This is a genomic window from Gordonia sp. GONU (assembly GCF_024733855.1).
GTDB lineage: Bacteria > Actinomycetota > Actinomycetes > Mycobacteriales > Mycobacteriaceae > Gordonia > Gordonia amicalis.
Genome location: NZ_JANRHB010000006.1, coordinates 168,568 through 194,897 on the forward strand (window position 1 = coordinate 168,568; position 26,330 = coordinate 194,897).

28 protein-coding genes and 1 pseudogene are annotated in these 26,330 nt (G+C 67.0%); 19 read left to right on the forward strand and 10 right to left on the reverse strand.

Annotation, left to right across the window (positions count from 1 at the left end):
• Window positions 1–240: 240 nt before the first annotated feature.
• Window positions 241–720, forward strand: coding sequence for a hypothetical protein (locus tag NWF34_RS08520; protein WP_157753377.1), 480 nt, complete (start codon window positions 241–243; stop codon window positions 718–720).
• 8 nt (window positions 721–728) lie between these two features.
• On the opposite strand, the gene NWF34_RS08525 is transcribed toward NWF34_RS08520, so the two are convergent.
• On the reverse strand, window positions 729–1,244 hold the full coding sequence (locus NWF34_RS08525) for an SRPBCC family protein (RefSeq protein WP_096273692.1): 516 nt from the start codon (window positions 1,242–1,244) through the stop codon (window positions 729–731).
• A gap of 183 nt (window positions 1,245–1,427) precedes the next feature.
• Between NWF34_RS08525 and NWF34_RS08530 the strand changes: the two genes are divergently transcribed.
• From NWF34_RS08530 to NWF34_RS08540, 3 genes are all read left to right on the forward strand, one after another.
• Window positions 1,428–2,363, forward strand: a complete 936-nt coding sequence (locus tag NWF34_RS08530) for a type IV toxin-antitoxin system AbiEi family antitoxin domain-containing protein (protein ID WP_096273694.1) — start codon at window positions 1,428–1,430, stop codon at window positions 2,361–2,363.
• A 194-nt stretch (window positions 2,364–2,557) separates the two neighbouring features.
• On the forward strand, window positions 2,558–2,995 hold the full coding sequence (locus NWF34_RS08535; protein WP_096273697.1) for an Ltp family lipoprotein: 438 nt from the start codon (window positions 2,558–2,560) through the stop codon (window positions 2,993–2,995).
• A gap of 178 nt (window positions 2,996–3,173) precedes the next feature.
• Complete coding sequence (locus NWF34_RS08540) at window positions 3,174–3,926, forward strand: DUF4352 domain-containing protein (protein ID WP_191834867.1); 753 nt, start codon at window positions 3,174–3,176, stop codon at window positions 3,924–3,926.
• Window positions 3,927–4,064: 138 nt separating this feature from the next.
• Here NWF34_RS08540 and greA read toward each other — a convergent pair whose 3' ends face one another.
• The 3 genes from greA to NWF34_RS08555 form a co-directional block, all read right to left on the reverse strand.
• The gene (greA, locus tag NWF34_RS08545; protein WP_096273701.1) at window positions 4,065–4,559 is read right to left on the reverse strand and encodes a transcription elongation factor GreA; all 495 of its coding nucleotides are present in this window, start codon (window positions 4,557–4,559) and stop codon (window positions 4,065–4,067) included.
• 129 nt (window positions 4,560–4,688) lie between these two features.
• The gene (locus tag NWF34_RS08550; RefSeq protein ID WP_096273703.1) at window positions 4,689–5,465 is read right to left on the reverse strand and encodes a queuosine precursor transporter; all 777 of its coding nucleotides are present in this window, start codon (window positions 5,463–5,465) and stop codon (window positions 4,689–4,691) included.
• Entirely contained in the window at window positions 5,462–5,920 is a 459-nt protein-coding gene (locus NWF34_RS08555) for a DUF4307 domain-containing protein (RefSeq protein ID WP_096273705.1), read from the reverse strand. The genes NWF34_RS08550 and NWF34_RS08555 overlap by 4 nt, the downstream gene beginning before the upstream one ends.
• A 48-nt stretch (window positions 5,921–5,968) precedes the next feature.
• Here NWF34_RS08555 and mca point away from each other — a divergent pair, with 48 nt between their 5' ends.
• Genes mca through NWF34_RS08575 form a run of 4 tightly spaced genes read left to right on the forward strand, consistent with a single transcriptional unit; the run spans window position 5,969 to window position 9,834 of the window.
• Window positions 5,969–6,865: a mycothiol conjugate amidase Mca gene (mca, locus tag NWF34_RS08560; RefSeq protein WP_006434390.1), complete on the forward strand. Its 897-nt coding sequence runs from the start codon at window positions 5,969–5,971 to the stop codon at window positions 6,863–6,865.
• Window positions 6,865–7,272, forward strand: a complete 408-nt coding sequence (locus NWF34_RS08565; protein WP_159406114.1) for a hypothetical protein — start codon at window positions 6,865–6,867, stop codon at window positions 7,270–7,272. The genes mca and NWF34_RS08565 overlap by 1 nt, the downstream gene beginning before the upstream one ends.
• Window positions 7,273–7,285: 13 nt before the next feature.
• Entirely contained in the window at window positions 7,286–9,271 is a 1,986-nt protein-coding gene (locus tag NWF34_RS08570; RefSeq protein WP_191834988.1) for a thioredoxin domain-containing protein, read from the forward strand.
• Window positions 9,272–9,309: 38 nt separating this feature from the next.
• Complete coding sequence (locus NWF34_RS08575) at window positions 9,310–9,834, forward strand: TspO/MBR family protein (protein ID WP_159406113.1); 525 nt, start codon at window positions 9,310–9,312, stop codon at window positions 9,832–9,834.
• A 43-nt stretch (window positions 9,835–9,877) separates the two neighbouring features.
• On the opposite strand, the gene rocD is transcribed toward NWF34_RS08575, so the two are convergent.
• Window positions 9,878–11,092: an ornithine--oxo-acid transaminase gene (rocD, locus tag NWF34_RS08580; protein WP_258324685.1), complete on the reverse strand. Its 1,215-nt coding sequence runs from the start codon at window positions 11,090–11,092 to the stop codon at window positions 9,878–9,880.
• A gap of 96 nt (window positions 11,093–11,188) precedes the next feature.
• On the opposite strand from rocD, the gene NWF34_RS08585 reads away from it, so the two are divergent.
• Both NWF34_RS08585 and NWF34_RS08590 read left to right on the forward strand, forming a co-directional pair.
• Window positions 11,189–11,635, forward strand: a complete 447-nt coding sequence (locus NWF34_RS08585; protein WP_258324686.1) for an Lrp/AsnC family transcriptional regulator — start codon at window positions 11,189–11,191, stop codon at window positions 11,633–11,635.
• A gap of 255 nt (window positions 11,636–11,890) precedes the next feature.
• Window positions 11,891–12,979, forward strand: coding sequence for a 3-deoxy-7-phosphoheptulonate synthase (locus NWF34_RS08590; RefSeq protein ID WP_258324687.1), 1,089 nt, complete (start codon window positions 11,891–11,893; stop codon window positions 12,977–12,979).
• Between the two features lie 3 nt (window positions 12,980–12,982).
• Here the strand turns inward: NWF34_RS08590 and NWF34_RS08595 are convergent, their stop codons facing one another.
• Window positions 12,983–14,605 carry an alkaline phosphatase gene (locus tag NWF34_RS08595; protein ID WP_258324688.1) on the reverse strand — a complete coding sequence of 541 codons (1,623 nt, stop codon included), beginning with the start codon at window positions 14,603–14,605 and terminating at the stop codon, window positions 12,983–12,985.
• A 213-nt stretch (window positions 14,606–14,818) separates the two neighbouring features.
• Here NWF34_RS08595 and NWF34_RS08600 point away from each other — a divergent pair, with 213 nt between their 5' ends.
• Window positions 14,819–15,274, forward strand: a complete 456-nt coding sequence (locus tag NWF34_RS08600; protein ID WP_159406108.1) for an Hsp20/alpha crystallin family protein — start codon at window positions 14,819–14,821, stop codon at window positions 15,272–15,274.
• A 7-nt stretch (window positions 15,275–15,281) separates the two neighbouring features.
• Window positions 15,282–15,521: pseudogene (locus NWF34_RS08605) on the forward strand (CBS domain-containing protein); the annotation flags it as partial.
• 157 nt (window positions 15,522–15,678) lie between these two features.
• On the opposite strand, the gene NWF34_RS08610 reads toward NWF34_RS08605, so the two are convergent.
• Window positions 15,679–16,353 (reverse strand): hemolysin III family protein, encoded by a 675-nt coding sequence (locus NWF34_RS08610; protein ID WP_159406107.1) that lies wholly within the window; start codon window positions 16,351–16,353, stop codon window positions 15,679–15,681.
• 115 nt (window positions 16,354–16,468) lie between these two features.
• On the opposite strand from NWF34_RS08610, the gene NWF34_RS08615 reads away from it, so the two are divergent.
• Window positions 16,469–17,251: an isoprenyl transferase gene (locus tag NWF34_RS08615; RefSeq protein WP_024497562.1), complete on the forward strand. Its 783-nt coding sequence runs from the start codon at window positions 16,469–16,471 to the stop codon at window positions 17,249–17,251.
• On the opposite strand, the gene NWF34_RS08620 is transcribed toward NWF34_RS08615, so the two are convergent.
• A complete protein-coding gene (locus NWF34_RS08620; protein ID WP_159406106.1) occupies window positions 17,210–18,724 on the reverse strand; it encodes a PLP-dependent aminotransferase family protein in 1,515 nt (504 codons plus the stop codon). The genes NWF34_RS08615 and NWF34_RS08620 overlap by 42 nt on opposite strands.
• Before the next feature lie 106 nt (window positions 18,725–18,830).
• On the opposite strand from NWF34_RS08620, the gene NWF34_RS08625 reads away from it, so the two are divergent.
• A complete protein-coding gene (locus NWF34_RS08625; protein ID WP_159406119.1) occupies window positions 18,831–19,625 on the forward strand; it encodes an SDR family oxidoreductase in 795 nt (264 codons plus the stop codon).
• Window positions 19,622–20,110: a carboxymuconolactone decarboxylase family protein gene (locus NWF34_RS08630; protein ID WP_191834868.1), complete on the forward strand. Its 489-nt coding sequence runs from the start codon at window positions 19,622–19,624 to the stop codon at window positions 20,108–20,110. The genes NWF34_RS08625 and NWF34_RS08630 overlap by 4 nt, the downstream gene beginning before the upstream one ends.
• A 2-nt stretch (window positions 20,111–20,112) precedes the next feature.
• On the opposite strand, the gene NWF34_RS08635 is transcribed toward NWF34_RS08630, so the two are convergent.
• Window positions 20,113–21,276 carry an acyl-CoA dehydrogenase family protein gene (locus tag NWF34_RS08635; protein ID WP_191834869.1) on the reverse strand — a complete coding sequence of 388 codons (1,164 nt, stop codon included), beginning with the start codon at window positions 21,274–21,276 and terminating at the stop codon, window positions 20,113–20,115.
• A 27-nt stretch (window positions 21,277–21,303) separates the two neighbouring features.
• Between NWF34_RS08635 and NWF34_RS08640 the strand changes: the two genes are divergently transcribed.
• Window positions 21,304–21,474, forward strand: a complete 171-nt coding sequence (locus tag NWF34_RS08640; RefSeq protein WP_191835046.1) for a hypothetical protein — start codon at window positions 21,304–21,306, stop codon at window positions 21,472–21,474.
• Here the strand turns inward: NWF34_RS08640 and coaA are convergent.
• Window positions 21,446–22,387 carry a type I pantothenate kinase gene (gene coaA / locus NWF34_RS08645; protein ID WP_006434411.1) on the reverse strand — a complete coding sequence of 314 codons (942 nt, stop codon included), beginning with the start codon at window positions 22,385–22,387 and terminating at the stop codon, window positions 21,446–21,448. The genes NWF34_RS08640 and coaA overlap by 29 nt on opposite strands.
• A gap of 125 nt (window positions 22,388–22,512) precedes the next feature.
• On the opposite strand from coaA, the gene NWF34_RS08650 reads away from it, so the two are divergent.
• Genes NWF34_RS08650 through NWF34_RS08660 form a run of 3 tightly spaced genes read left to right on the forward strand, consistent with a single transcriptional unit; the run spans window position 22,513 to window position 26,007 of the window.
• A complete protein-coding gene (locus NWF34_RS08650; protein ID WP_258324689.1) occupies window positions 22,513–23,733 on the forward strand; it encodes a DUF2268 domain-containing protein in 1,221 nt (406 codons plus the stop codon).
• 34 nt (window positions 23,734–23,767) lie between these two features.
• Window positions 23,768–25,075: a serine hydroxymethyltransferase gene (gene glyA / locus NWF34_RS08655; protein WP_309148630.1), complete on the forward strand. Its 1,308-nt coding sequence runs from the start codon at window positions 23,768–23,770 to the stop codon at window positions 25,073–25,075.
• A 59-nt stretch (window positions 25,076–25,134) separates the two neighbouring features.
• Window positions 25,135–26,007, forward strand: coding sequence for an acyl-ACP desaturase (locus tag NWF34_RS08660; RefSeq protein WP_258324691.1), 873 nt, complete (start codon window positions 25,135–25,137; stop codon window positions 26,005–26,007).
• Window positions 26,008–26,330 lie beyond the last annotated feature (323 nt).

The following is a 26,330-nucleotide window of genomic DNA, read 5'->3' on the forward strand; positions in this document are numbered from 1 at the left end:
CCTGAGCACGCGGAGCGGATTCGGGCGGATCTGTATGAGAGCTGGCGGTGGCTCAGGCGTACGTGCGAGACGCTGCTCGAAGAACTCGAGTCCCTCGACGGGCCTGTCTGCCAAGAGCACCATGCGCGTCGGTCGCTGTTGGTAAACGGGATGCCGCGACTGAAGATGACGAGGGATGCGGCGGAGTATGCCACGCGGACATTGCCGTACGTGCCCCTGACGTGGGTGGAGAGGTCGGCGATGCCGGTGCTGACGGGAGCCGGCGATTCCTATGATGCCGCCGACCTCTGGGACATTCTCGACTTGGTCGAGCGCGACGACGCCGGCTTTGTGCTCTTCGAGGAGTCGGCCGGACGCCATCGCATCGACGAAACCATTGCCGGACGGGCGCACGACATGTCGATCGACGGGCTCTATTGGCATTCCGCGAACGTGGTCTTCGAAGAGCTACCAGACGAGAGGTTCGATGGGATGGTCATCCACTTACTGACCAGGGACCGGGGACTGCGCCGCGACCATGCCGCGACGCAGCGTCGTCCCTTGGTGGTCGAGGCAGAGGCCAATCTCCTGCTCTTGGCGCCGCTAGGCGTGGAGCTACAGGTGGATTCGGTTCCTGTCCGCTTGGTGGCAGCACTCATCGACGAGGTCGGGATCGACGAGTCGGTAGCCCTGCACCTGGAAGTGCTGAACGAGCAGACCCGGACCGTTTTCGCTGCGTGAATCCGCGACTACGCCGCCGACGGGAGATGCGCGAAGTACTTCAGCGTGTCCGCTTCGATCGTCTTGTACACGGTCGACGACGCCGGCCCGGAGAACGCGGTGACGGCCTTGGACTTGGTCGGCAACTCGAGTGCGAAGGTCCACCGCAGGCGACAACCGACGTCGGCGGGGTCGATCTGAGTGGCCTCACCGAAGCGGCGGATGCCCGGGACGTTGGCGCTCTTGACCCGAAATGCGTTGTGGTACCGGCCTGCTTCGGCGTCCTCGGTCCAGTGGAAGAAGTCTTCCTGGAGCGTCACGTACCCCGGACCCAGGACGGCCTTGCGGGTGGCGCCTGCGCCGTAGGGCGGCGGAGAGGTGAATTCGATCGACTTGATCGCCCGACACCAGTCGAGGGTGTTCTGGCGAGTGAACTCAGCCCATGCGCGCTGCGGCGTGACGGGCAGTCGGACGTCGATCACGTGGCGCACGGGTGCGTCGTCGAAGAAGTCGAGGTCGAAGGTCTCCAGCGAATGGGGTGCCATGCGCCCATTGAAGCATCGACGTCTCGGTCCCACAGGCGCTTCCGCGATGGGACAGGCGAACCTCAACCCGATTCCCAGACTTCGATCGAAGTCTGCCAGTCGAGTTGAGGTTCGCCGGTCAGAGTGCCGGAGAGATCCGGCCACGAAAGTGAACCAATCGCCGGCGCGCTGCGTCCAAGAGATATGACTGTCTTCCCGACCGACCCCTACGGACTCATCCGACGCGAGGCGACCCTCCGGCTGGGCATCTCCGACGACGTCGTCGCGGCGGCGGTGCGCCGGGGCGAACTCGTCAGGCTTGCTCCGGGTGTCTGCGCCATGGCGGACTCCGATCCCGAATCCAACACGAATGAGGCCGATCTCTACCGACTCAAGTCGATCGCCGTTGCCACCTCTGCTCGTGATCGGGACACATCGACGCTGAGTCATGACTCGGCGGCGGCCGTCCATGGACTGTCGCTGCTGCATCCCGAGCGTGAGGTCGTTCATCTAACCAAGACACGCGAGCGCGGTGGTTTCGTGCGCGGCCATCGCATCGTCCATGCCGGTCCGCTGTCCCCGGACCACGTCGCCTCCGTCGACGGTGTTCAGGTGACAACCCTCGAGCGCACCGCGGTCGATGTCGCCATGAATGGGGACTTCGCACAAGCTCTGGTCGTTTTCGACGGTGCCCTCGCTCGGAAAGCCGACCTCGCCACGATGACGACGATCCTCGAATCTCGTGGACGATGGCGTGGAGTGGGCACGGCACGGCGCGCCCTGTCGCTTGCCGACGCCGCGTCGGAGAGCGTCGGCGAATCATGGAGTCGGGCTCAGATGATCGTGGCCGGGCTGCCGATGCCGCGCCTGCAGCACACGTTCCAGACGAGCGAAGGGCCTGCGCGTGCCGACTTCGATTGGGAGGCAAAGCTCGTCGGTGAGTTCGACGGCCTGCATAAGTACGGCCGGTTGCTGCGTCCGGGGGACACGCCACGTGATGCGCTGATCCGAGAGAAGCGCCGCGAGGACGCCCTCCGCGCGCAGGGGATCATGGTGGTCCGCTGGACGTGGGCGACGCTCGAGCGCGGCGAGTTGGTCGGTCTGCTCCGCCCGTGGCTGGATGCGCTCGCGGCTGCGTGACCGGTGGACCTCAGTTCGACGTGCAGACGTCGGTCGAAGTCTGCACGTCGGACCGAAGTCGACGTGATTGCCGGTCAGACTGGAACCATCTGATCGGATGACACTGTGCGCCAACGTTTTTGTCGTACCCCCGTGACACCTTGCTATCAGACACGGTTCCGCTTCCCAGAACCGTGAGCAGAGAAGGAAAAACGATGAGCAACCCCCAGAAGAAGAGATGGCCGTGGGCGGCAGGCGTCCTGGCGGCGTTCGTGATGATGATCGGGGTCATGGCCGGCTTCGGCACGAGCGTCTCCCCGCAGGCATCGCCGAGCGTGCAGGCTCCCGTGATCAAGCTCGTGTCGGAGAAGTCAGACGCGGTCGCCATGGCGAGGGAGTACCTTGCGTACAGCAGTTTTTCGAAGTCTGGGCTGATCGGCCAGCTCGAGTTCGAGGGCTTCTCATACTCGGACTCGTCCGCCGCCGTCGATCAGCGCGAGGTCGACGGTGAGGTGAATTGGTATGTACAGGCAGCAAAGTCTGCCCGTCAGTACCGCGAGTATTCCCCGTTCTCCAGGCAGGGACTGATCGAACAGTTGGAATTCGAGGGATTCACCAATCAGCAGGCGGTTTACGGAGCTGACCACAGCTAGCGGAACACATCTGTTCTGTCTCTGACGGTGTTACCGATATGTCTCGGAATTGAGTGTGATCGTCGCGCATTCGCCCACGATTCCTCCGAGCATACGACGCCGCGGAACTGTCAGACCTGTTGTGCAGAATGACATTTGAGCGGGCCGCTTCCCGGTCCGCATGTGAAAGAGGAACGAAATGACCGACCCCCAGAATCCCCAGGCCGGACAGGCCTATCCGGGACAGTCCCAGCCCGGACAGGCCCCCTATCCGGGACAGCCCTATGGGCAGCCCCAGTACGGAGCTCCCGGTCCGTACGGTGCACCGCCGGCGTACCAGGCGCCGATCCAGCCGCCGAAGAAGAAGAAGTGGCCGTGGATCGTCGGCATCCTGGTCGTGCTCATTGTCATCATCGCCGCCGTATCCGGCGGTGGGGACGAGGGGACCGACAACACCGCTTCGTCGGACAACTCGAACTCGGCCGAGCAGGCGGGTTCGGGTAACGGCGATGCTGGAAACGACAAGGGCAACAAGAAGGCCGACGATCAGGCCGCCGGCCTGAACACGCCGGTGCGCGACGGCAAGTTCGAGTTCGTCGTCACCAACGTCGAGTCGGGCCTGTCGTCGGTCGGCGAAAATGAGTTCCTCACGGCGGAGGCGCAGGGACAGTTCGTGGTCGTCACCATGACGGTGCACAACACCAGCAAGGAGCCGAAGGACTTCTCGCCCACCAATCAGAAGCTCTTCGACACCGAGGGCCGCAGCTTCGAGCCCGATACCACCGCGCAGATCTACCTCGGCGGCAGCGACATTCCCGTCTGGGACAACATCAATCCGGGTAACACAGTCGAGGTCAAGGTCGTCTACGACATGCCCGTTGACGCCAAACCGGCCAGCATCGAGCTCCACGATTCGGTGTTCTCCGGCGGTGTGAAGGTTAACCTCGGCTGACCGCACCTGCGGACAGGCGAACCTCAGTCCCGACCGGCAGACGTCGACCGAAGTCTGCATGTCGAAACGAGGTTGATCAGACGAAGCGAGCCCGGGACGATGTCGTCCCGGGCTCGGCTCGTGGTCAGACGGCTGGGATCAGCTGTGGTACGGCTCCGCGCTGACGAGGGTCACCTTGATGGTCGCGCCGCTGGGCACGGAGTACTCACGCGTCTCGCCGACCTTGGCGTCGATCAGTGCGGAGCCCAGGGGCGAGCTGGGGGAGTAGGTTTCGAGCTTGCCGCCCGACGCGGCCTCTTCGCGGGTCGCGATCAGGAAGGTCTCGGAGTCCTTCTCGTCGCCGTCGTAGTAGACGGTCACGACGGAGCCGGGCAGGGCGACGCCGGACTGGGTCGGTGCCTCGCCGACCTTGGCGTTGTTCAGCAGCTCCTGGAGCTGGCGGATACGCGCCTCCTGCTGGCCCTGCTCCTCGCGGGCAGCGTGGTAGCCACCGTTCTCCTTGAGGTCGCCCTCTTCGCGTCGCTCATTGATCTCGGCAGCAATGACCGGACGATTGGCGATCAATGAGTCGAGCTCGCTCTTGAGGCGATCGTGCGACTCTTGGGTCAACCAGGTCACCTGGGTGTCGGTCATCGGTCACTCCTTCGTGTTGCCCGCGCCGCGTTGCGACTTTTTTCACCGCGCGACATTTGGACGCTAAAAATGCAGCAACACGACCCCTCGCGGAGCCGTGTATCCGACCATCTTACCAGCCGACGAGACCTATGGCACATCCGTTGTGCGGGCGGTTGCTGCGTCGAGTGCTTCCTGATAGGTGGGCTCGGCTCGTTTCAGCCATCCGACAACGAAATACGTCACCGGCATGATGACGATCTCGACCATTGTCTTCCAGACAAACCCGACAACGGTGTAGTTGACGAAGTCCCCCCACGTGGAGATACCCAGTGCAGATGCGGCGATCGAGCAGAAGACGAGGGTGTCCGCGAATTCGCCGACGACGGTCGATCCCAAAAGGCGCGCCCACAAATGTCGCTCACCGGCGCGCTCTTTCATTTTGACCAACACGAATGAATTCAGGAACTCGCCCACCACATATCCGGCAAGTCCGGCAAGTAGGAATTGTGGAACGACGCCGGCGACGGTTTCGAAAGCCTCCTGGCCTTCGTAGAAATCGGCGGCGGGCAGCTGAATCGTCAGCCAGAAACACAACGACGCGAGAATGAGGACGGCAAAACCGGCCAGGATCGTGCGGCGCATCGCGCGGAACCCGTACACCTCACTGATCACGTCGCCCAGGACGTAGGCGAGCGGGAACAGGAAGAACGCGCCGTCGGTGACGAGGCCCTGCATGTGGATGGGGCCGAGGTCGACGTCGAGCCAGTCGTCGAACAGCACGACACCCTTCGTGCCGGTGACGTTGCTGATCAGCATCACGCCGACGAACAGCCCGACGAGCAGCGGGAAGTAGCGGCTACCGATGGCGGCGAACGCCGCGCGGGGTGCGGGTGTCTCGCCTGGTCTGGTCTGCCGGGTGCTCACGACTCGGGATGCAGGTAGGCGGGCACGTTGACGGTGCAACCGAAGACCTCACCGATCACCGGGGGTTTGGAGGTGGTGACCTCGGTGCGGACACCGATCCGCTCGGCGGGGTCGGCCGGGATCAGGATCTCGCGGCGCCCGGTCTCGCTGCCGTCCTTCGATCGTCCACGCACCACACAGGCGGCGGGCTTGCTCGGGTCGGAGCGGTCGACGGTGAACTGCACGGCGACGGTGTTGCTGTCGAGGATCTCGTAGCCGGTGGCCTCGCCGGACACGTCGGCGGTGCCGAACTTGCTGTACCCGATCGCCGCCAGCGTGACGCCGGCCACCACGACGAGTATCGACAGCGCGACGAACCAGCGCCGACGGGTCTGAGCGGTCGCGGAATGCTCCGGGTAGGTCGCGCGCGGGCCGCTGCGAGGGCGCTCTGCGGCGCCCCCATCCGAACTGTTCACGCGTCAATACCTACCATGGGACGAGTAGCGATCCGAAGGTGAGGAACTGTGACCGAAACCCACGCCGACGACCCGCAGCCGGGTGTGTTCCGTCTGATGGCGGTCCACGCGCACCCCGACGATGAGTCGAGCAAGGGTGCGGCCACGTCCGCCAAATATGCGGCCGAGGGCAATGAGGTGCTCGTCGTCACCCTGACCGGTGGCGAGCGGGGCGACATCCTGAATCCGGCGATGGACCGTCCCGGCATCAAAGAGCGGATGTCCGAGGTCCGCCGCGAGGAGATGGCCAAGGCCGCCGAGGCGCTCGGTGTGAAGCAGACCTGGCTGGGTTTCGTCGACTCGGGGCTGCCCGAGGGTGACCCGCTGCCGCCGCTGCCGGAGGGCTCGTTCGCGACCGTCCCGCTGGAGGAGGCCACGGAGGCACTCGTCCGCGTGGTCCGGGAGTTCCGTCCGCACGTGATGATCACCTACGACGAGCACGGTGGATATCCGCACCCCGATCACATCCGCTGCCACGAGGTGTCGCTGGCGGCCTACGACCAGGCCGGGGAACCCGACGCGTTCCCCGGAACCGGTGAACCGTGGACGGTGTCGAAGATCTACTACACCCACGGGTTCATCCGCGATCGCATGGTCCTTTTCTCCGACGAGTTCGCGCGTCACGGCCAGGAGAGTCCGTTCGCCGAGTGGCTCAGCAAGTGGGATCCCAGCCGCGGTGACCTGATGGGCCGGGTGACCACCCAGGTGGAATGCGCCAAGTACTTCCCCCAGCGTGACGACGCGCTGCGGGCCCATGCGACGCAGATCGACCCCAACGGCATGTTCTTCGCCGTACCGCTGGAGTGGCAGCAGCGACTGTGGCCGACCGAAGAGTTCGAGCTGGCCAAGACGCGCGTGAAGACGGCCCTGCCCGAAACCGATCTGTTCGCCGGAATCGAGGCGTGATGAACATCGACATCGTGAACAACGTGGACTTCGTGAACACCGTGATGGTCGTCGCGGCGGAGGAGCCGCAGGGACCGGAATTCGGCAAGTCGTCCCCTCTGGGACTGCTGGTCATCCTGGTGTTGCTGGTCGGCACCGCGTTCCTGATCTGGTCGATGGGCCGTCAGCTCAAGAAGCTGCCCGAGTCCTTCGACACCGAGCACCCCGAAGCGGATCAGGCGTTCGACGAGGGCACCGATCCCTCCGGTCCGATCGCCGCTGCCTCGGCGCACGTCGACGCTGCACCCGACGGCGCCGTAACCGATGGCGCCGTAACCGATGGCGCAGCACCCGACGACGCCGCACCCGGCGACCAGGACGCGACGAGCACGGCCGGGACCGATGAGCGACGACCGGCGGACACCTGACGGGTCGTCGAACATGCTGGGCTCGGCGACGAGCCCATATCTCCGGCAGCACGCCGACAATCCCGTGCACTGGCAGGAGTGGTCCGACGCCGCGCTGAGCCGGGCACGCGACCGCGATGTGCCGGTCCTGTTGTCGGTCGGCTACGCGGCCTGCCACTGGTGTCATGTGATGGCACACGAGTCCTTCGAGGACGAGACCACCGCGGCCCAGATGAACCGTGACTTCGTCTGCATCAAGGTCGACCGGGAGGAACGTCCCGACATCGACGCCATCTACATGGCTGCCACCGTCGCGATGACCGGGCAGGGGGGCTGGCCCATGACCTGCTTCCTGACCCCCGATGGCGACCCGTTCTACACCGGCACCTACTACCCACCCCGTCCGCGCGGGCAGATGCCGTCGTTCCGGCAGGTGTTGACCGCGGTCACCGAGGCGTGGACCCAGCGACGCGCCGACCTCGACGACACCGCCGCGAAGGTGCGCGAACACATTGTGGTGAACACCTCACCGCTACCCGCGGGAACCGTTCCGGTCGACGACCGGCTGCTGGCACACGGTGTCCGCACGGTGCTGGACGAGGAAGACCGTGAGCGCGGCGGTTTCGGCGGCGCACCCAAGTTCCCGCCCTCGGCTCTTCTCGAAGCGCTGATCCGGCACACCGAACGCACCGGCGACGCCGCCGCGCTCGATGCCGCCGCCCGGACCATGCACGCGATGGGTCGCGGCGGCATCTACGACCAACTCGGCGGGGGCTTCGCCCGCTACTCGGTCGACGCCGGCTGGGTCGTGCCCCATTTCGAGAAGATGCTCTACGACAACGCACAGCTCTTACGTGCCTACGCGCATCTCGCGCGGCGGACCGGAGATCCGCTCGCGCACCGCGTCGTCGAGGAAACGGTGACGTTCCTCCGACGGGATCTCCGGGTGCCGGGCGGGTTCGCCTCGTCGCTCGACGCCGATGCCGGCGGGGTGGAGGGCTCCACGTATGTGTGGACTCCGGACGAATTCGTCGAGGTGCTCGGGCCGGAGGCGGGACGTTGGGCCGCCGAGCTGTTCGTCGTGACCGATCAGGGCACTTTCGAACACGGGCGTTCGACGCTGCAGCTCCCGGCGGATCCGGAGGACCGCGACCGCCTCGACGCCGTGCGCGCCGCGCTGTTCGACGCCCGGGCGAGACGTGTCCAGCCCACCCGCGACGACAAGGTCGTCACCGCGTGGAACGCGATGACGATCACCGCGCTCGCCGAGGCGGGCGCCGGGCTGGGCGAGACCGGCTTCGTCGACGACGCGGTCCGCTGCGCCGATGAGTTGCTGCGCGGCCATCTGGTCGGTGGTCGGCTTCAGCGTTCGTCGCTCGGCGGTGCCGTGGGGGCCGACGGCGGACTCGACGACCATGCGGCCTTGAGTACGGCTCTCCTGACACTGTTCCAGGTCACCGGCGAGACCCGTTGGCTCGGAGCAGGATTGGGGTTGCTCGACACCGCGATCGAACTCTTCGCCGACCCGGAGGCGCCCGGCGCCTGGTTCGACGCCACGGGCGAAGGGCTCATCGCCCGTCCTCGCGATCCGATCGACGGCGCCACTCCGTCGGGTGCGTCGCTGATGGCCGAGGCGCTGCTGACCGCGTCGATGCTCGCCGACCCGGAGAGGGCGGTCGGCTATGCAGAACTGTTGGAACACAGTCTGTCCCGTGCCTCGGTGATCGTCGCCAAGCTTCCGCGATCGGCCGGGCACTGGATGTCGGTGATGTCGGCGCGGGTCGCCGGCCCGCTGCAGATCGCCGTCGCGCAGGGTCCGACGTCGGATCAGTCGCTGACCAGAGCGTCCTGGGCGCATGTCCCCGGCGGCGCGGTCGTCGTCGCCGGTGAAGTGGATTCACATCCGCTGCTGGTCGCCCGCGGACCGGTCGGCGGACGCGACGCAGCCTACGTGTGCCGGGGAACGGTGTGCGGGCTTCCGGTCACGGACGAGGAATCACTCGCCGCGCAGTTCAGGTGAAGCAGGTGTCGGATACCGCGTGACGGGTACTCGTGGCCATGCGCATCTCCACCCTGACCGGGACCTCACTCGCCACCGCCGCGGCCGGTGCCATCGGCAGCATCGTGACCAGGCCGGCGGTCGAGACCTGGTATCCGCGGCTGAAGAAACCTTCCTTCGTCCCGCCCGCCTGGGTGTTCCCGGTGGCCTGGACCGCCCTCTACACCGACATCGCGGTCACCTCGGCGGTCGCGATCGACGGCTTGGACGAATCCGCCGCAGGCGCAACGACGGGCGACGCGAAGAACGACACGAAACAGGCGTGCCTCGCCGCGCTCGGCGCCAACCTCGCGCTCAATGGGGCGTGGAGCTGGATCTACTTCGGTAAGGGGGCGCTGGGCACTGCGTCGGTGGCCGCAGCAGTCCTCACGGTCAGCAGCGCTTACCTCGCCCGACGCACCGGTGCCGTGAATGCGCCGGCCGGGGCTGCCCTCGCTGCCTACCCGGCCTGGTGTGCGTTCGCCACGGTGCTGTCCACGTCGACGTGGTGGCTCAACCGCGACCGCAGGCTCGCGTCACGCTGACCCGTCCGCCCTCATCCGGTCAGCACGGCATCCGTTCAGCACTTCAGCCGTGCAGCACTTCCGCGAATCGGTCGACCGCCCAATCGATCTCCGGCACCGTGATGACGAGCGGAGGGGCGAGGCGCAGCGTCGAACCGTGGGTGTCCTTGGCCAGGACGCCGCCCTCGGCGAGGCGTAGGCAGAAGTCCTTGCCGGTGCCGAGTGCTGGATCGAGATCGATTCCCGCCCAGAGTCCGAGACCGCGGGTCGCGACGACACCGTGGCCGATGAATTCACCGAGGCGCGTGTGCATGTGGTTGCCGAGGTCGGTGGCGCGTCGCTGCCAGGTGCCTTCGGCGAGCATGTCGACGACGGTGTGACCGATCGCCGCGGCGAGTGGGTTCCCGCCGAACGTCGAGCCGTGCTGTCCGGGGTGCAGGACCCCGAGGATGTCGGTGTTCGCGACGACCGCGCTCACCGGCACGATCCCGCCGCCCAGCGCCTTGCCCAGCAGATAGACGTCGGGTTCGACGCCCCAGTGTTCGAGGGCGAAGGTCCGCCCCGTGCGGCCGAGGCCCGACTGGATCTCGTCGGCGATCAACAGCACGTCGGCGGCGGTGCAGAGTGCGCGTACTCGCGGCAGATAGTCGTCGGGCGGCACGATGATCCCGGCCTCACCCTGGATGGGCTCGACCAGGACACCGACGGTCGTCTCGTCGATCGCAGCGGCGAGTGACTCCACGTCGCCGTAGGGGACGCGTACGAAACCCGGTGTGTACGGACCGAATCCGTTGCGCGCGTCGGGGTCGTCGCTGAAGGAGATGATCGTCGTGGTGCGGCCGTGGAAGTTGCCGCCGGCGACGATGATCGTGGCGCGGCCGTCGGGCACGCCCTTGACGTCGTATCCCCATTTGCGGGCGACCTTGATCGCCGATTCGACGGCTTCGGCGCCGGTGTTCATGGGCAGCACCATCTCCTTGCCGCACAACTCGGCAAGTGCGGCGCAGAACGGTTCGAGCCGGTCCGAGCGGAACGCGCGGCTGGTGAGGGTGACCCGGTCGATCTGCTCGAGTGCTGCCGCGACGATCCGCGGATGCCGGTGTCCGAAGTTGACCGCCGAATAGGCGCCGAGGCAGTCGAGGTGACGCTTGCCGTGGACATCGGTGATCCAGGCGCCTTCGGCGGTGGCCGCGGTCACCGGGATCGGCGAGTAGTTGTGTGCCACATGCGGTTCCACATCGTGGTCGGGAGGTTTCACGTCGTGGGGCATCAGCGTCATGAATCGAGGGTATCGTCGGACTCCGGTGCAAACAATCGCCGTGAATTGCGTATGGGCGCAACAAATCGCCGCGAATTCCCGGAAAGGGGACCTCTGTTGCGACACCTCGACGATCTCGATGAGAAGGTGCTTGCCTGCCTCACCCGCGACGCGCGGGCGACCTATGCCCAGATCGGCGACGAGGTCGGACTCTCGGCGCCCGCGGTCAAGCGGCGCGTCGACCGTCTCCTCGACGACGGGGTGATCCGGGGGTTCACCGCGATCGTCGATCCACACGCCATGCGATGGACCACGGAGGCCTATGTGCAGGTGTATTGCCGCGGCAACATCTCACCCGAGGAGCTCAAGGCGTCGTGGGAACCGATCCCCGAGGTCGTCAGCGCGGCGACCATCTCGGGTCAGGCCGACGCCATCCTTCGGGTTCGCGCCCGCGATGTGCGCCACCTCGAGCAGGCGCTCGAGCGCATCCGGGCTGCCGGTCCGGTGGACAGGTCTGAATCGATCATCGTGCTCAGTGAACTGATCGACCGTGGCCACCCCTGACACCCATGGCCATCCGTAGGAGGGCCCTGTGCTAGTGTTGTCGCCGTGATCAGCACCGTGCGCGCCTATTGGCGCTTTATCGAGGCTCCGGGTGGGGCCACGATGAAGCGCTGACCAAGCGCGCGCACGTAACACCCGGAGCCCGAGCAGCGACCATACGGTCGCTGCTCTTGTCGTTTTGAGCGGGGCTCCACCACTGAGAAGGCGTGCCCCGGATTGACCACCGACAGGGCATGACCTCGAAAGGCACACATCGTGACCACACTCCCGGATCTCTCGACGCGTACGGCCGAGCAAACCGAATCGACCTCCGATCGTCGGATCAAGTCCTTCCGTCCGATCCCGTCGCCGGACACCGTCCGCAGCGAGCTGCCGCTGACCGCACGGCGTGCGCTCGCGGTTGCGCGGGACCGCGACGAGATCGCCGACATCCTCGCCGGCCGCGACGAGCGCCTGCTCGTCATCGTCGGACCGTGCTCGGTCCATGATCCGATCGCCGCGATCGACTACGCCCGTCGTCTGGCACCGCTGGCCGAGGCCTACTCCGATCGTCTGAAGATCGTCATGCGGGTCTACTTCGAGAAGCCGCGCACCACGGTCGGCTGGAAGGGTCTCATCAACGACCCCGGCATGGACAACACCTTCGACGTGGAACGTGGCTTGCGGACCGCTCGATCACTGCTGCTCGACATCATCGACCTCGGACTGCCCGTCGGCTGTGAGTTCCTCGAGCCGACGAGCCCGCAGTACATCGCCGACGCCGTCGCCTGGGGTGCGATCGGCGCACGCACCACCGAATCCCAGGTGCACCGCCAGCTCGCCTCGGGCCTGTCGATGCCGATCGGCTTCAAGAACGGCACCGACGGCAACGTCCAGGTCGCCATCGACGGGGTGAACGCCGCTGCGGCCGAACATGTCTTCTTCGGAGTCGACGACTTCGGCAACGGCGCGGTCGTCGAGACCGCCGGCAACGAGGACTGCCACATCATCCTTCGGGGCGGTACCCGCGGACCCAATTTCGACGCCGAGTCGATCGCGTCGGCCGCGGAGGCCCTCGAGAAGGCGGGCCTCCCGGCACGGGTGATGATCGACTGCTCGCACGCCAACTCCGGTAAGGACCACATCCGCCAGGCGGAGGTCGCCACCGAGATCGCGGCGACCCTGCGTGCGGCCCGGGAGGCCGGTGAGGCGTCGAACATCAGCGGCGTGATGCTGGAGAGCTTCCTCGAGCCCGGCGCCCAGTCGACGGACGCGACCCCGCTGGTGTACGGCAAGTCGGTCACCGACAAGTGCATGGGTTGGGAGGCCAGCGCCACGGTTCTCGACGTACTCGCGCGCGCCTGACGGTCAGACGACGTCGACCTCGGCGGTCGCGTCGGGAATGGTGACGACGGCGCGGCGCCGCAGCGGGCCGCGTGGTGATCGCACCGACGGTGCCACGCGGAACTCGGCCTCCCAACGGTCGTGCTGTATGCGGTTGAGCAGGTAGCCGCGCTGGGAGTTGCCGAACCGCACATGCGGCGAGGCGGCCTTCAACTGGCGGTCGCTGCCGTCGCTGTCCTCGCCGTCGCCGCCGGACGTGATCGACGTCGTGGCGAGTTCGACTCCGCGGGTGGGGGAGGCGTCGGCATAGTCGGTCCGTAGGTCGGCGACGACGCTCCGGTGGATGTCGCCGGCAAGGGACACCAGGTTTCGTACGCCGCGGTGTGCCGCCCCGTCGAGGATGCGACGTCGCGATGACTCGTAGCCGCTCCACCCGTCCATGCTGACCGCCCGGGATTCGCCGCGGGCCAGGTCGGCCATCGGGACCTGCTGGGCGAGGACATCCCATCGAACGCGACTCGACGCCAGGCCGTCGAGGAGCCAGCGTTCCTGCCGCGGACCGAGGATCGTCCGCGTCGGGTCCGCGGTTCGGGCGTTCTGCGGGCAGTCGTTGTCCCCGTTCACCTGATCGCTGCGGTGGCTGCGGGTGTCGAGGAGGTTGATCTCCGCGAGGTCGCCGAAGGTGAGGCGCCGGTGCGCGCGGATGAAGGTGCCGTCAGGTCGTGCGGTGGTCCGCACCGGGGTGTTCTCCCACCACGCCCGCAGCGCTCCGGCGCGGCGGACGGCGAATTCCGAGAGGGCTGTCTTGTCCTCGGGAATCGTTGCGGCCCAGTTGTTGTCGACCTCATGATCGTCGAAGGAGATCACGAACGGCGACGCCGCATGAGCCTGCTGCAGGTCGGGGTCGGTCTTGTAGAGGGCGTACCGTTCCCGATAGTCGTCGAGACCGACGGCCTCGCGTGCCGCCGACACCGGTCGCGCCGCACCGCGGCGGGCGTCACCCGGGATCGGCTTCTCGTAGATGTAGTCACCCAGGTGCAGCACCAGATCCGGTGCGTGCGCGGCCATGTCGGCGAAGGCATGGTAGTAACCGTCCGCCCAGTTCTGGCAGGACGCCACCGCGATGGACAAGGCGCTGACGCGGGCGTGGGGAGCCGGGGCGGTGCGGGTCCGCCCGACCGGGGAGATCTCGCCGAGGGCACGAAAACGGTAGAAGTAATCGGCCGCGGGGGCGAGGCCACGCACGTCGATGTGGATGCTGTGACTCCACTCCGCGGTGGCGTGGGCGGCCCCGCGTCGGACGACTCGTGTCATCGACTCGTCCGCGGCGATCTCCCACTCGACGCGCACCGGACGTGAACCCATCCCGCCCAGTCGGGCGAACGGATTGCGCACCAGCCTCGTCCACAGCACGACGCCGTCCGGCAGGGGATCGCCGGAGGCGACTCCGAGGGAGAACACGCCGGCTGAATGCGCCGGGGAGGTCGCAGCAGGAGGAGCTCCGCCCAGCAGTCCCGGGGTGAAGGCCAGTCCCGTCACGAGTCCGGCCCAGGAGAGGAACCGGCGTCGGGGGGTGCCTGCCCGAAGGGTGAGGTCGGGGTCGCAGTGGAGTGTGGCCGGCGGTGTACCGGCCGGGGTTCCCGGCATGGCCTCAGCCGACCAGGATCACCTGACGTGGACGCCACCGAGAGGCGGCGGCAACGTGATGTTCGCGTGAAGAGAAGGCGAGGTGAAGAAGGCGAGGGTGGGACTGAGTCAGCAGTCCTTCGATGGATGACGGTTGGCCCTACCGCAACGTACTGATTCGGCATGCAATCAAGAGGTCAGTCATCTCGAATTGCCCTGTTTCCGGAGGTAGTCATGAGTATTCGATCAGCCCGCCGTCCCAACCCCTCGTGGCCGGCGCTGCCGGATTGGTCCGATCTGATGTCCCGATTCGAGTCCATGCCTCCATGGGGCTCCGGGGCAGGACGTCTGATCCGCGTCGAGGAACACCTCGATGAGGGCAAGTACACCCTGCGTGCCGAACTGCCCGGTATGGACCCGGACAAGAACTTCGACATCAGCGTCCGTGACGGGCGGTTGACGATCAAGGCAGAACGCGAGGAGCGCAGCGAAGAAGGCACCCGGACGGAGTTCCACTACGGGAGTTTCTATCGCTCCGTGCCGCTGCCCGAAGGTGCGAAGGAGGACGACATCGACGCGACCTATACCGACGGCATCCTCACCGTGACGATGCCGGTGAGCGAAGCGCCGTCTCCCGAGAAGCGGATCGAGATCAAGAGGAGCCCCGCCGAGGGTGGCGAGGGCAACTGACGGTGTAACGCCGATGACGGCGAGCGATCTGGCACAGGGCACTACCTACCATGTCGATGCCGGCGCGGAGGTCGAGCAGGTGATGCACATGATGGAGGAACACCAGATCCGACGTGTCCCCGTACTCGAGGAACATCGTCTGGTGGGCATGATCAGCGAAGCCGATATCGCACGTCACCTACCGGAGAACGCGGTCGGGTCGTTTGTCGAAGCCATCTGCGCACCGACCGTGCGGCCCTCTTCCTGAACCGGCCGTCCGGTCGTCGTGGAAACCCGGGGGGAGGTGAGGAGGATGGTCGATCAGATGATGCATATGTGTCACCACCTGATGATGTGGATGCACGGCATGGGGATGATGCCGCCGATGAACATGCACATGTGACCTGCTGAGCCGGCCGGGAATGCTAGGACGTGACGACCAGCCAGGCGGCGGTGTAGTGCAGCAGTGCCGCGATCGCGGTGCACAGATGGAACACCTCGTGGTGGCCGAACGTGCGCGGCCACGGGTCGGGCCAGCGGGCGGCATACAGCACGCCGCCGAGACTGTAGAGCACTCCGCCGAGCGCCAGCAGGATCATGACGAGGTAGCCGGTCTGGGCGACGAGTGCGGGAGCGACCACGACGATGACCCAGCCGAGCAGGATGTAGAGCGTGACGCCCAGCCAGCGGGGAGCGCCCGGCCACAGGATCTTCAGCAGTGATCCGCCGAGCGCGCCCGCCCACACGATGCCGAGCACCCACCAGCTGGCCGGGGACGGTAGCCCGAGGGCGCAGAACGGTGTGTAAGTGCCGGCGATGAACAGAAAGATCATCGCGTGATCGGCGCGCTTCATCCGGATGCGCGCCCGCGCCGTCTTCCACGGGATTCGGTGGTAGGTGGCACTGACGGTGAACAGCCCGACCACGGTGACGGCGTACACCGCGCAGGTCAGCGCGGCGACGGCACCGTCGAGGATCGCGGCCCCGATGACCAGCGCGAGGCCGGCGACCGCTGCCACATACGCGGAGTAGTGGTGGATCACGCCGCGAAGACGGGGGCGATCGTTCACGTCCAGGGGCGGGCTCGGCAGTGTGTTCACAAAACCTACGGTACCGTAAGTTACTCGTCTGTAGGGATGGCTGCGGACGTCGGCGGGGTCATCCTGCTCGCACCCCGACGCGTAAGGTGTCCCACGTGACACGAGGCCGCGAAGGATGAAGCTGCTGCCGGATCGGGTGCGCCGACCAGTTCTCACCATCTACGAACGTCGACTCATCCAACTCCTCGACACCCAACGCCTACCGCGGCATGTCGCGATCATCTGCGACGGCAACCGGCGCTGGGCGCGCGAGGCCGGATTCGAGGACGTCAGCCACGGACATCGGGTGGGTGCCCAGCGGATCGCCGACATGCTCGGCTGGTGTGCGGGTCTGGGCATCGAGGCCGTCACCATCTATCTGCTCTCCACCGAGAACCTGAACCGGTCGTCGGACGAACTCGACGCACTGCTGGAGATCGTGCCCGACATCGTCGACGAGATCTCCTCGCCGGACGGGGACTGGTGCATCCGCATCGTCGGCACGCTCGACGCCCTGCCGGACGCCGTCGGCCGGCGGCTGCGGGCCGCAGCCGAGCGCACCTCCGAACGGAACGGCATGAACGTGAACGTCGCCGTCGGGTACGGCGGCCGGCAGGAGATCGTCGACGCGGTGCGAGCGCTGCTCGACGAACAGCGTGCCGCCGGGGCGACGCCGGAGGAGATGATCGAGGCGGTCACCGTCGAGGCGATCGACGCGAACCTCTACACCAAGGGACAGCCCGATCCCGACCTGGTGATCCGGACCTCCGGAGAACAGCGACTGTCGGGATTCCTGTTGTGGCAGAGCGCATATTCGGAGATCTGGTTCACCGACGCATACTGGCCCGAGTTCCGCCGCGTCGATTTCCTCCGTGCGCTACGGGACTACTCGGCGCGCAGCAGGCGATACGGCAAGTAGGTCGCGCAGCGCCTGAAGGTCGGTCGTGAAGGTCGACGCCGCGGGAGTTCCGAATCCGACGACCAGGCCGCCGTTGGGCAGCGGGTCGGCGTCGGGATGGCGGAACAACGACAGCCCGACGACCCCGATCCCGCGTTCGAATGCCTGGTGGACCAGGGTGTGCTCGTCCGCGTGGCCGACGGGGACGACCGCGTGCAGTCCGGCCGCGATCCCGGGTACATCGAATCCGCTCGCGCTGACCGCGTCGACGAGTGCGTCGCGGCGCTGTCGATAGAACTGCCGGCTCCGGCGGATGTGTCGGTCGTAGGCGCCGGAGTCGATCAGGTCCGCGAGGATCAGCTGATCGACGATGCTCGCATCCGGTTCACGTAGTCCTTTGGCGCCCAGCACGATGTCCACCAGCCTCGGTGGCAGGGCGAGCCAGCCGGCGCGGACGGCAGGGGAGAGGCTCTTGCTCATCGACCCCGCATGGATGACGACATCCGGACCGAGCGCCTGCAGTGCGCCGACGGGGTCACGGTCATAACGGAATTCGCCGTCGTAGTCGTCCTCGACGATGATCGCACCGGTGCGACGCGCCCACTCGATGACCTGCATGCGTCGTGCCGGGGACAGGGCGACCCCGGTCGGGAACTGATGGCTCGGGGACAGCAGGACCGCCGAGGCGTCGCTGCGCTCGAGTTCGTCGATCACCATGCCCTCGTCGTCGACGGGGATCGGGATCACCCGGGTGCCGCCGCGCTCGACCGCCTGCCAGTGGAAGGGCAGGCCGTGGCTCTCGACCGCGAGTTCGTCTCCGAACACGTTGCGCGACAGCAACTCCAGTGCGGACTGTACCGCGGTGCCGAGCACGATCCGGTCGGCGCTCGTACGAACACCGCGGGTGCGGCTCAGGTATCCGCTCAGGGCGCGGCGGAGTTCCGGTCGGCCCTGCGGGTGTGACGGAGCGAAGGCCTCGTCGCCGACATCGGTGAGTACCCGACGGGTGGCGCGGATCCAGTCGGTCCGCGGGAACATGCTCGCGCACGGTTGACCGAGCGAGAAATCGTGCGGCAATCGGAAAGTGGTGGGCGTCGCGGGTTCCTCGCCGACGATCTGGGTGTCGGTGGGGTTCATGGCGGTGTCGGGGTGTGCCGCGCCGTCGGCCACCCGCGTGGACGAGCCCTGGCGAGCGGTCAACCAGCCCTCGGCGATCAACTCCTGGTACACGGTCGACACCGTACCGCGGGCCAGTCCGAGGTCGGCAGCAAGTGAACGATAGGGCGGCAGTGCGGTGCCGGCGGGCAGGCGTCCGTCGAGAATGGCCGAGCGCAACGCCTCCGTGAGTGTTCGACGCAGCGTCGCACCCCGGCCGCGGGCACTCGCCTCGGGGTCCGGCTGCAGGTCGAGAAACAGGTCGGCGCCGAGCCGCGCGGCGACCTCCGCCCAGGGATCGGGAGGGGCGACGCTCGGATTGACTCCGGTTTCTTCCATCGGATTGGACCACTTTCTTGTGCTAATCCCGAACTAGCGTAAGTCCTGAACAGGTGAACAGGTGAACAGACACACAGAGGCCGACGATGTCGGCGAGGAGGGCGAGATGAAGATCGTGGTGGTCGGAGCGAGCGGAGAACTGGGTAGCCGGGTTGCGGACATCCTCGCCGAGCGCGGCAACGAGGTGATACGGGCGAACCGGGGGACCGGGGTCGATGCCTACACCGGTGATGGCCTGGCTCAGGCGCTGTCCGGGGCCGACACGGTGGTCGATTGCCTCAGCCTCGAGACGCTGAGTGCGAAGAAGGCCGTCGACTTCTTCCGGACGACGGCGCACAACATCGGCAGGGCCGCCACCGCAGCCGCGGTCGGGCACGTTGTCGTCGTCTCCATCGTCAACGCCGACGATCCGGCGGTGAACGCGAAATTCGGTTACTACCAAGGCAAAGCGGCCCAGGAGGCCGCCTACCGCGATGTCGTCGACCCGGCGTCGCTGACCATCCTGGCCTCGGTGCAGTGGTTCGAACTCGCCGAACAGATGATGGGGAGAATGGCTTTCGGCCCCGTCGCGGTCGTACCGAAGATGTGGTGCCGTCCCGCGGCCGCGGGGGATGTGGCGAAGGTGGTCGTGGACACGGCAACCGCGGCGCCTGTCCCCGCGAATGGGGGCGGGGTCCGCAAGATCGAGGTGGCCGGGCCCGCCGAGATGAGTCTCGTCGAGGTGGCGAAAGCCGTTGCGGCAAGGCGGGGATCGCCACGCTGGGTTCTCGGGGCGCCCGTCGGTGGGCCGGCGATCCGCGGCGGGGGACTGGTGCCGGCGAACCCCGACGTGGTCACCCCGACCACACTCGAGCAATGGCTGGCCCGCCGCGCCGACGCTTCCGCGGGCAGTGCGCGATGAGTGTTCGCACGCGCCCGTCGACACGCATGTGGATTCCGCGGGACAATCCCGCCGTCTACAAGGCGCTGGTCGCCCTGCAGCGCGCGTCGTCGGCGGGTGTCGACGCCGAGATCGGCGAGCTGATCTCGATGCGGGTGTCGCAGCTGAACGGCTGCGCCTACTGCTTGCACATGCACGCGGGGGACGCGCTGGCCGCGCAGATCGACCCGCACAAGTTGCTGATGCTTCCGGCATGGCGTGAGGCCGGGCCGGTCTTCGACGCACGCGAACGCGCGGTCCTCGCGCTCGCCGAACAGCTGACACTGCTCGGCGACCGTGCGGTCACCGACGACGTATTCGACGACGTGCGAGTGCATTTCGGAGCCGTCGAGACCGGTCAGCTCGTGGCCGCGATCGCGATGATCAACACCTGGAACCGGATCGCGATCGCCGGCGGCTACCCGGCCGGGCTCGACGAGCGGCGTGCGTCGGTGACCGTCGGCTGACGCTAAACCATGGCGAACGGGGAGATCTCCATGCCGATCTCGAGAGATGCCGCGATCTCCCGGATCTCGTCGTAATCGAAGACGACGTGACCGGCCAGGACGTCGACGTCTCGGCGTGCACGCTGCATCGGGTGGTCGAGAAAGTGCACACTGGCACCCGAAGCCTCGAGCAGGGTGCCGATCACCGCTCTCGACTCGTGCACGATCCGGGCTGCGGCGAGGCGTGCCTGCGCACGCGTGCGGATGTCGATGGTCTCTCCGGCAGCCAGCATTCCGTCGATGGTCGTGGTGGTCTCCGCGAGCAGACCACGGAGGGCGTGTAGTCGGATTCGCGCGTCTCCCAGCCGAATTCGGGACGCAGGCTTGTCCTTCTGCTTGACCATCTGGTATGCGAGGACCCGTTCGGAGAGTCGTGCCGCGTACAGGTCGGCGACCCGTTCGGCCGTACCCAGCGCGGGCATCGCGGCCAGCAGCGCGAGGGCAGGCACCATCGGCCAGCGATACGAGTAGTTGTCGTGCAGCGATGCGCCAGGTGTCTTGCCTGCGTACAGATCCCGGACCCGGACGGTGCGATGGGCGGGTACGAAGGCGTTCTCGATCACCACGTCGTTCGAACCGGTCGCCCGCATGCCGTCGGTGTGCCAGACGTCGTCGACTCGTGCGTCGCTGATCGGCAACAGCGCGAGGATCGCGTCCGGTCGGTCGCCGGTGACGATGGCGCCCACCATCACCCAGTTGGCCGCCATGATCCCGGTGGCCCACGACCAGCGTCCGGATACCGAGAAACCGGCACCCCGGGGCTCCGCGGTGCCGGTCGGCGCCAGCGGTGCCGGTGCGAGGTACGGGCGATCGGCGAACGCCTCCTTCTGTGCCTCCTCGCCGAACAGTGCGGTGATCCAGCCGTGCAGCGTGTAGAAACCCAGCGTCCAGGCACTCGACGTGCATCCGTGTGCCAGGCGTCGGACGTGGTCGAGGATCTCGGGGAAGGGTGCTTCGAGTCCGCCGAACCGGTTGGGGATCAACAGATCCAACAGGCCGGAGTCGGTCGCGTCCCGGATCGTCTCGGCGGGCAGTTGCCGTAGGTCCTCTGCGCGACCGGCGCGCTCGGCCAGTGCGGCGATGAATTCGTCGGTGATCGTGACCGTTCCGGCTGTCGGGGAGTCCACGGGCCGAAACGTAACATACGAAAAAGTATGGGAGGCCTGGACCGGAAGACCGCATCGATCCGGGCCACCTGGATCTTCGCGATGGGTATCGGTGCCCTGCACCTGTCCAACAGCGAAGCGGACCGGGCGTCCACCGGCCGCAACAGCGCCGAGCTGGTGGACCTGATGCTCACAGCTTCCGCAGGCGCACTCGGTTGATGGAGTGGTCGACGTCCTTGCGGAGGACCAGCGAGGCCCGTGGCCGGGTGGGCAGGATGTTCTCGATCAGGTTCGGCCGGTTGATGGAGGTCCACAGGTCCCGGGCCGCGGCCGTCGCCTGCTTGTCGGTGAGCGAGGCGTAGGCGTGGAAGTGGGAGTCCGGGTTGGCGAAGGAGGTGGTCCGCATCTGCAGGAACCGGGAGATGTACCACTCCTCGATGTCCTCGATCCTGGCGTCGACGTAGATGGAGAAGTCGAAGAGATCCGACACCATCAGGGTCGGGCCGGTCTGCAGGACGTTGAGCCCCTCGAGGATGAGGATGTCGGGCTGCCGCACATAGTGATAGACGTTCGGCACGATGTCGTAGGCGAGGTGGGAGTACACCGGCGCGGCGACCTCGCGAGCACCCGACTTCACCTCGGTCACGAACCTGAGCAGCGCGCGCCGGTCGTAAGATTCGGGAAAACCCTTGCGGTGCAAGATGCCCCGACGCTGCATCTCCGCCGTCGGGAGCAGGAAGCCGTCGGTGGTGATGAGGTCGACCTTCGGATGTGACTCCCACCGGGCGAGCAGGGCCGCGAGCACGCGCGCGGTCGTCGACTTGCCGACGGCGACACTGCCCGCGATGCCGATGACGAACGGGACCTGTCGGTTGACCTGGCGTTCGCCGAGAAAGGTCGAGGTGGCCGCGAACAGTCGTTGGCGCGCAGCGACTTGCAGGTGGATCAGACGTGACAGGGGAAGGTAGACGTCGGCGACCTCGTCGAGGTCTATCTGCTCACCGAGACCCACGAGCTCGGCGAGCTCGGACTCGTTCAGTACGAGGGGCATCGACTCACGCAGTTCGCGCCACTGCCGGCGGTCGAGTTCCAGGTACAGGCTGGGGTCCCGATCACTGGCATTGCGGGCCATCAGCGCTGCTCCGGGGTCGTGGTACGCGCGGCTGCCCGGGTCGTCATGCGTAACAGCTTAGGGCCCACCCCTGGCTGCGACGCGGTGGGTCCACGCGGTGAGTCTGCTCGCGGTAACGTGCCGGTATGCCGGCCGACCACGCGAACCCCGACCTCGTCACCGACTACCTGCGGCTGGGGCTGGCGTTCGATCGGCTCGAAGAAGGCTTCGTCGACGCGTTCACCGGCGACCCGGCGGTGCGCGCCGAGATCGCCAACGGACCCGCACCCGACCCGGCGCAGCTGGCCGCACAGGCGCGAGCCCTGCGCGCCGACCTCCCCGGTGATCTCCCCGCGGACCGGGCGGAATTCATCGGTGCCCACCTGCGCGCGCTCGAATGTTCGGCACGTAAGTTCGCCGGCGACGACGTCTCGTTCGTCGATGAGGTCAGCGCCTATTTCGACGTCGACATCGCCCTCGCCGACGCCGACCGTTACCGGCAGGCCCACACGGAACTGGCCGAGGCGCTCGGCATCGGTGACGCCACCGGTACCGAGCTGCGCGACGCCTACGCCGCGCATCGTCGTGCCGACGAGATCCCCGCCGAGAAGGTCGACGAATGCGTCCGGGCGTTCAGTGGTGCCCTCCGGGAACGTGTACGCGCGCAATACCCGTTGCCGGACAACGAGATCGTCGACTTCGAGGTCGTCACCGACAAACCGTGGTCGGGGTTCAACTACTACCTCGGCGACTACCGGTCCCGGGTCGCGATCAACGTCGACCTCACGCAGCACATGTCGTCGCTTCCGCACCTGATCGCTCACGAGGCCTACCCCGGCCACCACACCGAGCACTGTCGCAAGGAACAGTTGCTCGTCGGCGCCGGCCAGCACGAGCAGTCGATCTTCCTCGTCAACACCCCGCAGTGCCTCATGGCCGAGGGGCTCGCCGACCACGCCCTGACGGCCATCATGGGCAAGGACTGGGGGGCCTGGGCACAGGAGATCTACGCCGACCTCGGTCTGCGCTTCGACGCCGACCGGGCGATGCGCATCGGACGCGCCACCTCCGGGCTGCTGACCGTCCGACAGGATGCGGCCCTGATGCTCCACGACCAGCACGCCGGCGCCGACTCGGTGGCCGACTTCCTGCAGACGTGGCTGCTCGCGCCGCCCGAGCGGGCCCGCCAGATGCTGCGGTTCCTCACCTCACCGCTGTGGCGTACATACATCAGCACCTACGTCGAGGGTTACCAGCTGCTCGACAGCTGGCTCGACGCCGCCGACGACCGCGCCGCGGCCTTCGGGCGGTTGCTCGACGAACCTCTCATCCCGGCGAGCCTGCGGCGTGAGCTGGTGCCGGGTTAGGGGATGAGTAGGGGGGCTCCCTAGACTTGACGACATGACCGCGAACTCGTCATCCGTGAACTCGATGTCCCTGGCGGAGCTCGACCCCGACGTCGCCGCCGCGATGAACGGCGAACTCAGCCGTCAGCGGGACACTCTCGAGATGATCGCCTCGGAGAACTTCGTGCCGCGCGCGGTGCTGCAGGCGCAGGGCAGCGTGCTCACCAACAAGTACGCCGAGGGTTACCCGGGACGCCGCTACTACGGCGGCTGTGAGTACGTCGACGTGGTCGAGGACATCGCCCGCAACCGCGCCAAGGAACTGTTCGGCGCCGACTTCGCCAACGTCCAGCCCCACTCGGGTGCGCAGGCCAACGCGGCCGTGCTGCAGGCCCTGATGGAGCCGGGGGAGACCATGCTCGGTCTCGACCTCGCCCACGGCGGTCACCTCACGCACGGTATGCGACTCAACTTCTCCGGCAAGCTCTACGAGAACGCCTTCTACGGCGTGAGCAAGGAGGACTTCCGCATCGACATGGACGAGGTGCGCAAGATCGCCCTCGACGTCAAGCCGAAGGTCATCGTTGCCGGCTGGTCCGCCTACCCGCGCATCCTCGACTTCGAGGCGTTCCGCTCGATCGCCGACGAGGTCGGCGCCCACCTCTGGGTCGACATGGCGCACTTCGCCGGACTCGTCGCCGCCGGTCTGCACCCGTCGCCGGTCCCGCACGCCGACGTCGTCAGCTCGACCGTGCACAAGACACTCGGCGGCCCCCGCTCCGGCATCATCCTGGCCAAGCAGGAATGGGCCAAGAAGCTCAACTCGGCGGTGTTCCCCGGCCAGCAGGGTGGACCGCTCATGCATGCGATCGCCGGCAAGGCCGTCGCACTGAAGATCGCCGGCACCGAGGAATTCGCCGACCGCCAGCGTCGCACCCTCTCCGGTGCGAAGCTCCTCGCCGACCGCCTCACCGGTGAAGACGTCGCCAAGGCAGGCGTGTCGGTCCTGACCGGCGGTACCGATGTCCATCTCGTGCTCGTCGACCTGCGCAACAGCGACCTCGACGGACAGCAGGCCGAGGATCTGCTCCACCAGGTCGGCATCACCGTCAACCGCAATGCGGTGCCGTTCGACCCGCGCCCGCCGATGGTCACCTCGGGTCTTCGCATCGGAACGCCCGCGCTGGCCACCCGTGGCTTCGGCGACGAGCAGTTCGTCGAGGTCGCCGACATCATCGCCACGGCGCTCGCCGCCGGTTCGTCGGCCGACGTCTCGACGCTGCGCGGCCGTGTCTCGAAGCTCGCCCTCGACTTCCCGCTCTACGAGGGACTCGAGGAGTGGGGGCTGATGAGTCGGATCTGACTCGGCTCGGATCTGACCTGGATTGCCCACCGTCGAGCGGGCTCCGTATCCTTGCAGCGATGAACGCACTCACTGAAGACGACCTGATCATCGCGCTCGAGAAGGCTCTTCCCGAGATCGCGGAAGACCACCAGTCGGCCGCCAGCCCGTGGAACCCGCACGACTGGGTGCCGTGGGACGACGGACGCAACTTCGCGTTTCTCGGTGGAGACGACTTCGACCCGTCGCAGGCCACGCTGTCCGACGAGGCACGTGCCGGGCTGCTGGCGCTCCTCCTCACCAAGGACAACCTGCCGTCGTACCACCGCGTGCTGGCGAAGCACTTCCCGGCCTTCTCCGAGTGGCGTCAGCTGATCGGCGTGTGGACCGCGGAGGACAACAGGCACTCCATCGTGCTGCGCGACTACCTCGTCGTGCGCCGCGCGATCGACCCGGTGGACGCCGAGGACCGGCGACTCGTCCACGTCACCAAGGGCTACCGGCAGACCCCGGAGCAGGTCGACCCGCTCGGCCCGCTGGATGTGCTCGCATTGATGGCCGTGCACGAGAACCAGTGCGTCAGCTTCATCAAGCGGATGTCGGCGGTCGCCGCCGACGACGTCCTGGTGCAGATCCTCGCCAAGATCTCGGCCGACGACCAGCAGCAGGCCAACACCTTCGGTGCGTTCCTCAACGCCGGCATCGTCGCCGATCAGGACGCCACCGTCATCGCGATCGACTCCGCGCTGGCGCTGGGCCGGGCCGAGGCCATCGGTCACGACATCGATGATTTCGAGGCCGAGCGCGCACTGATCGCCGACTACGAGAACTCCGACACCTGGCGGGACATCGCCGCCACCCTCGCCGACGCGGTCAAGCTCGACTCCGTGGAGGGGCTGGGCGAAGAGGCCGAGGCGGCGCGCCAGCGCATCCTCTCGCGCGCTCGCGGCTAGACGCGGCCCAACGCTCCCAGAACGCGCGCACGGCGCCATCAGGACGACGAATGTCCTGGTGGCGCCGTTTGCGTCCCTGGAGAAGACGATACTGCGGTTAACGCGAAATTCACGCCGACACACCTGATTCGGGCGCGCCGCTCATGAATCCAACGCGTACGTTGTCGAGTACGGACCGCGGGGAAGCGGTTCGTCCGGGAGGTTCGATTCGTGGATTGCAGCAGCAACGCGAGGGGGCCGGCCCCGGTCCTCGTCCACCTCGGCTGACGCCGAGGGCAACGGACTTCGACCGGCCGGTCAACTGCGAGAACTGGTTTGTGCGG

Coding starts and splice junctions, on each gene's coding strand:
- NWF34_RS08520 (WP_157753377.1), top strand. CDS start 241: ATGCCGGTGCTGACGGGAGCCGGCGATTCCTATGATGCCGCCGACCTC.
- NWF34_RS08525 (WP_096273692.1), bottom strand. CDS start 1,244: ATGGCACCCCATTCGCTGGAGACCTTCGACCTCGACTTCTTCGACGAC.
- NWF34_RS08530 (WP_096273694.1), top strand. CDS start 1,428: ATGACTGTCTTCCCGACCGACCCCTACGGACTCATCCGACGCGAGGCG.
- NWF34_RS08535 (WP_096273697.1), top strand. CDS start 2,558: ATGAGCAACCCCCAGAAGAAGAGATGGCCGTGGGCGGCAGGCGTCCTG.
- NWF34_RS08540 (WP_191834867.1), top strand. CDS start 3,174: ATGACCGACCCCCAGAATCCCCAGGCCGGACAGGCCTATCCGGGACAG.
- greA (WP_096273701.1), bottom strand. CDS start 4,559: ATGACCGACACCCAGGTGACCTGGTTGACCCAAGAGTCGCACGATCGC.
- NWF34_RS08565 (WP_159406114.1), top strand. CDS start 6,865: ATGAACATCGACATCGTGAACAACGTGGACTTCGTGAACACCGTGATG.
- NWF34_RS08570 (WP_191834988.1), top strand. CDS start 7,286: ATGCTGGGCTCGGCGACGAGCCCATATCTCCGGCAGCACGCCGACAAT.
- NWF34_RS08575 (WP_159406113.1), top strand. CDS start 9,310: ATGCGCATCTCCACCCTGACCGGGACCTCACTCGCCACCGCCGCGGCC.
- rocD (WP_258324685.1), bottom strand. CDS start 11,092: ATGACGCTGATGCCCCACGACGTGAAACCTCCCGACCACGATGTGGAA.
- NWF34_RS08595 (WP_258324688.1), bottom strand. CDS start 14,605: ATGCCGGGAACCCCGGCCGGTACACCGCCGGCCACACTCCACTGCGAC.
- NWF34_RS08600 (WP_159406108.1), top strand. CDS start 14,819: ATGAGTATTCGATCAGCCCGCCGTCCCAACCCCTCGTGGCCGGCGCTG.
- NWF34_RS08615 (WP_024497562.1), top strand. CDS start 16,469: ATGAAGCTGCTGCCGGATCGGGTGCGCCGACCAGTTCTCACCATCTAC.
- NWF34_RS08620 (WP_159406106.1), bottom strand. CDS start 18,724: ATGGAAGAAACCGGAGTCAATCCGAGCGTCGCCCCTCCCGATCCCTGG.
- NWF34_RS08625 (WP_159406119.1), top strand. CDS start 18,831: ATGAAGATCGTGGTGGTCGGAGCGAGCGGAGAACTGGGTAGCCGGGTT.
- NWF34_RS08630 (WP_191834868.1), top strand. CDS start 19,622: ATGAGTGTTCGCACGCGCCCGTCGACACGCATGTGGATTCCGCGGGAC.
- NWF34_RS08640 (WP_191835046.1), top strand. CDS start 21,304: ATGGGAGGCCTGGACCGGAAGACCGCATCGATCCGGGCCACCTGGATC.
- coaA (WP_006434411.1), bottom strand. CDS start 22,387: ATGGCCCGCAATGCCAGTGATCGGGACCCCAGCCTGTACCTGGAACTC.
- NWF34_RS08650 (WP_258324689.1), top strand. CDS start 22,513: ATGCCGGCCGACCACGCGAACCCCGACCTCGTCACCGACTACCTGCGG.
- glyA (WP_309148630.1), top strand. CDS start 23,768: ATGACCGCGAACTCGTCATCCGTGAACTCGATGTCCCTGGCGGAGCTC.
- NWF34_RS08660 (WP_258324691.1), top strand. CDS start 25,135: ATGAACGCACTCACTGAAGACGACCTGATCATCGCGCTCGAGAAGGCT.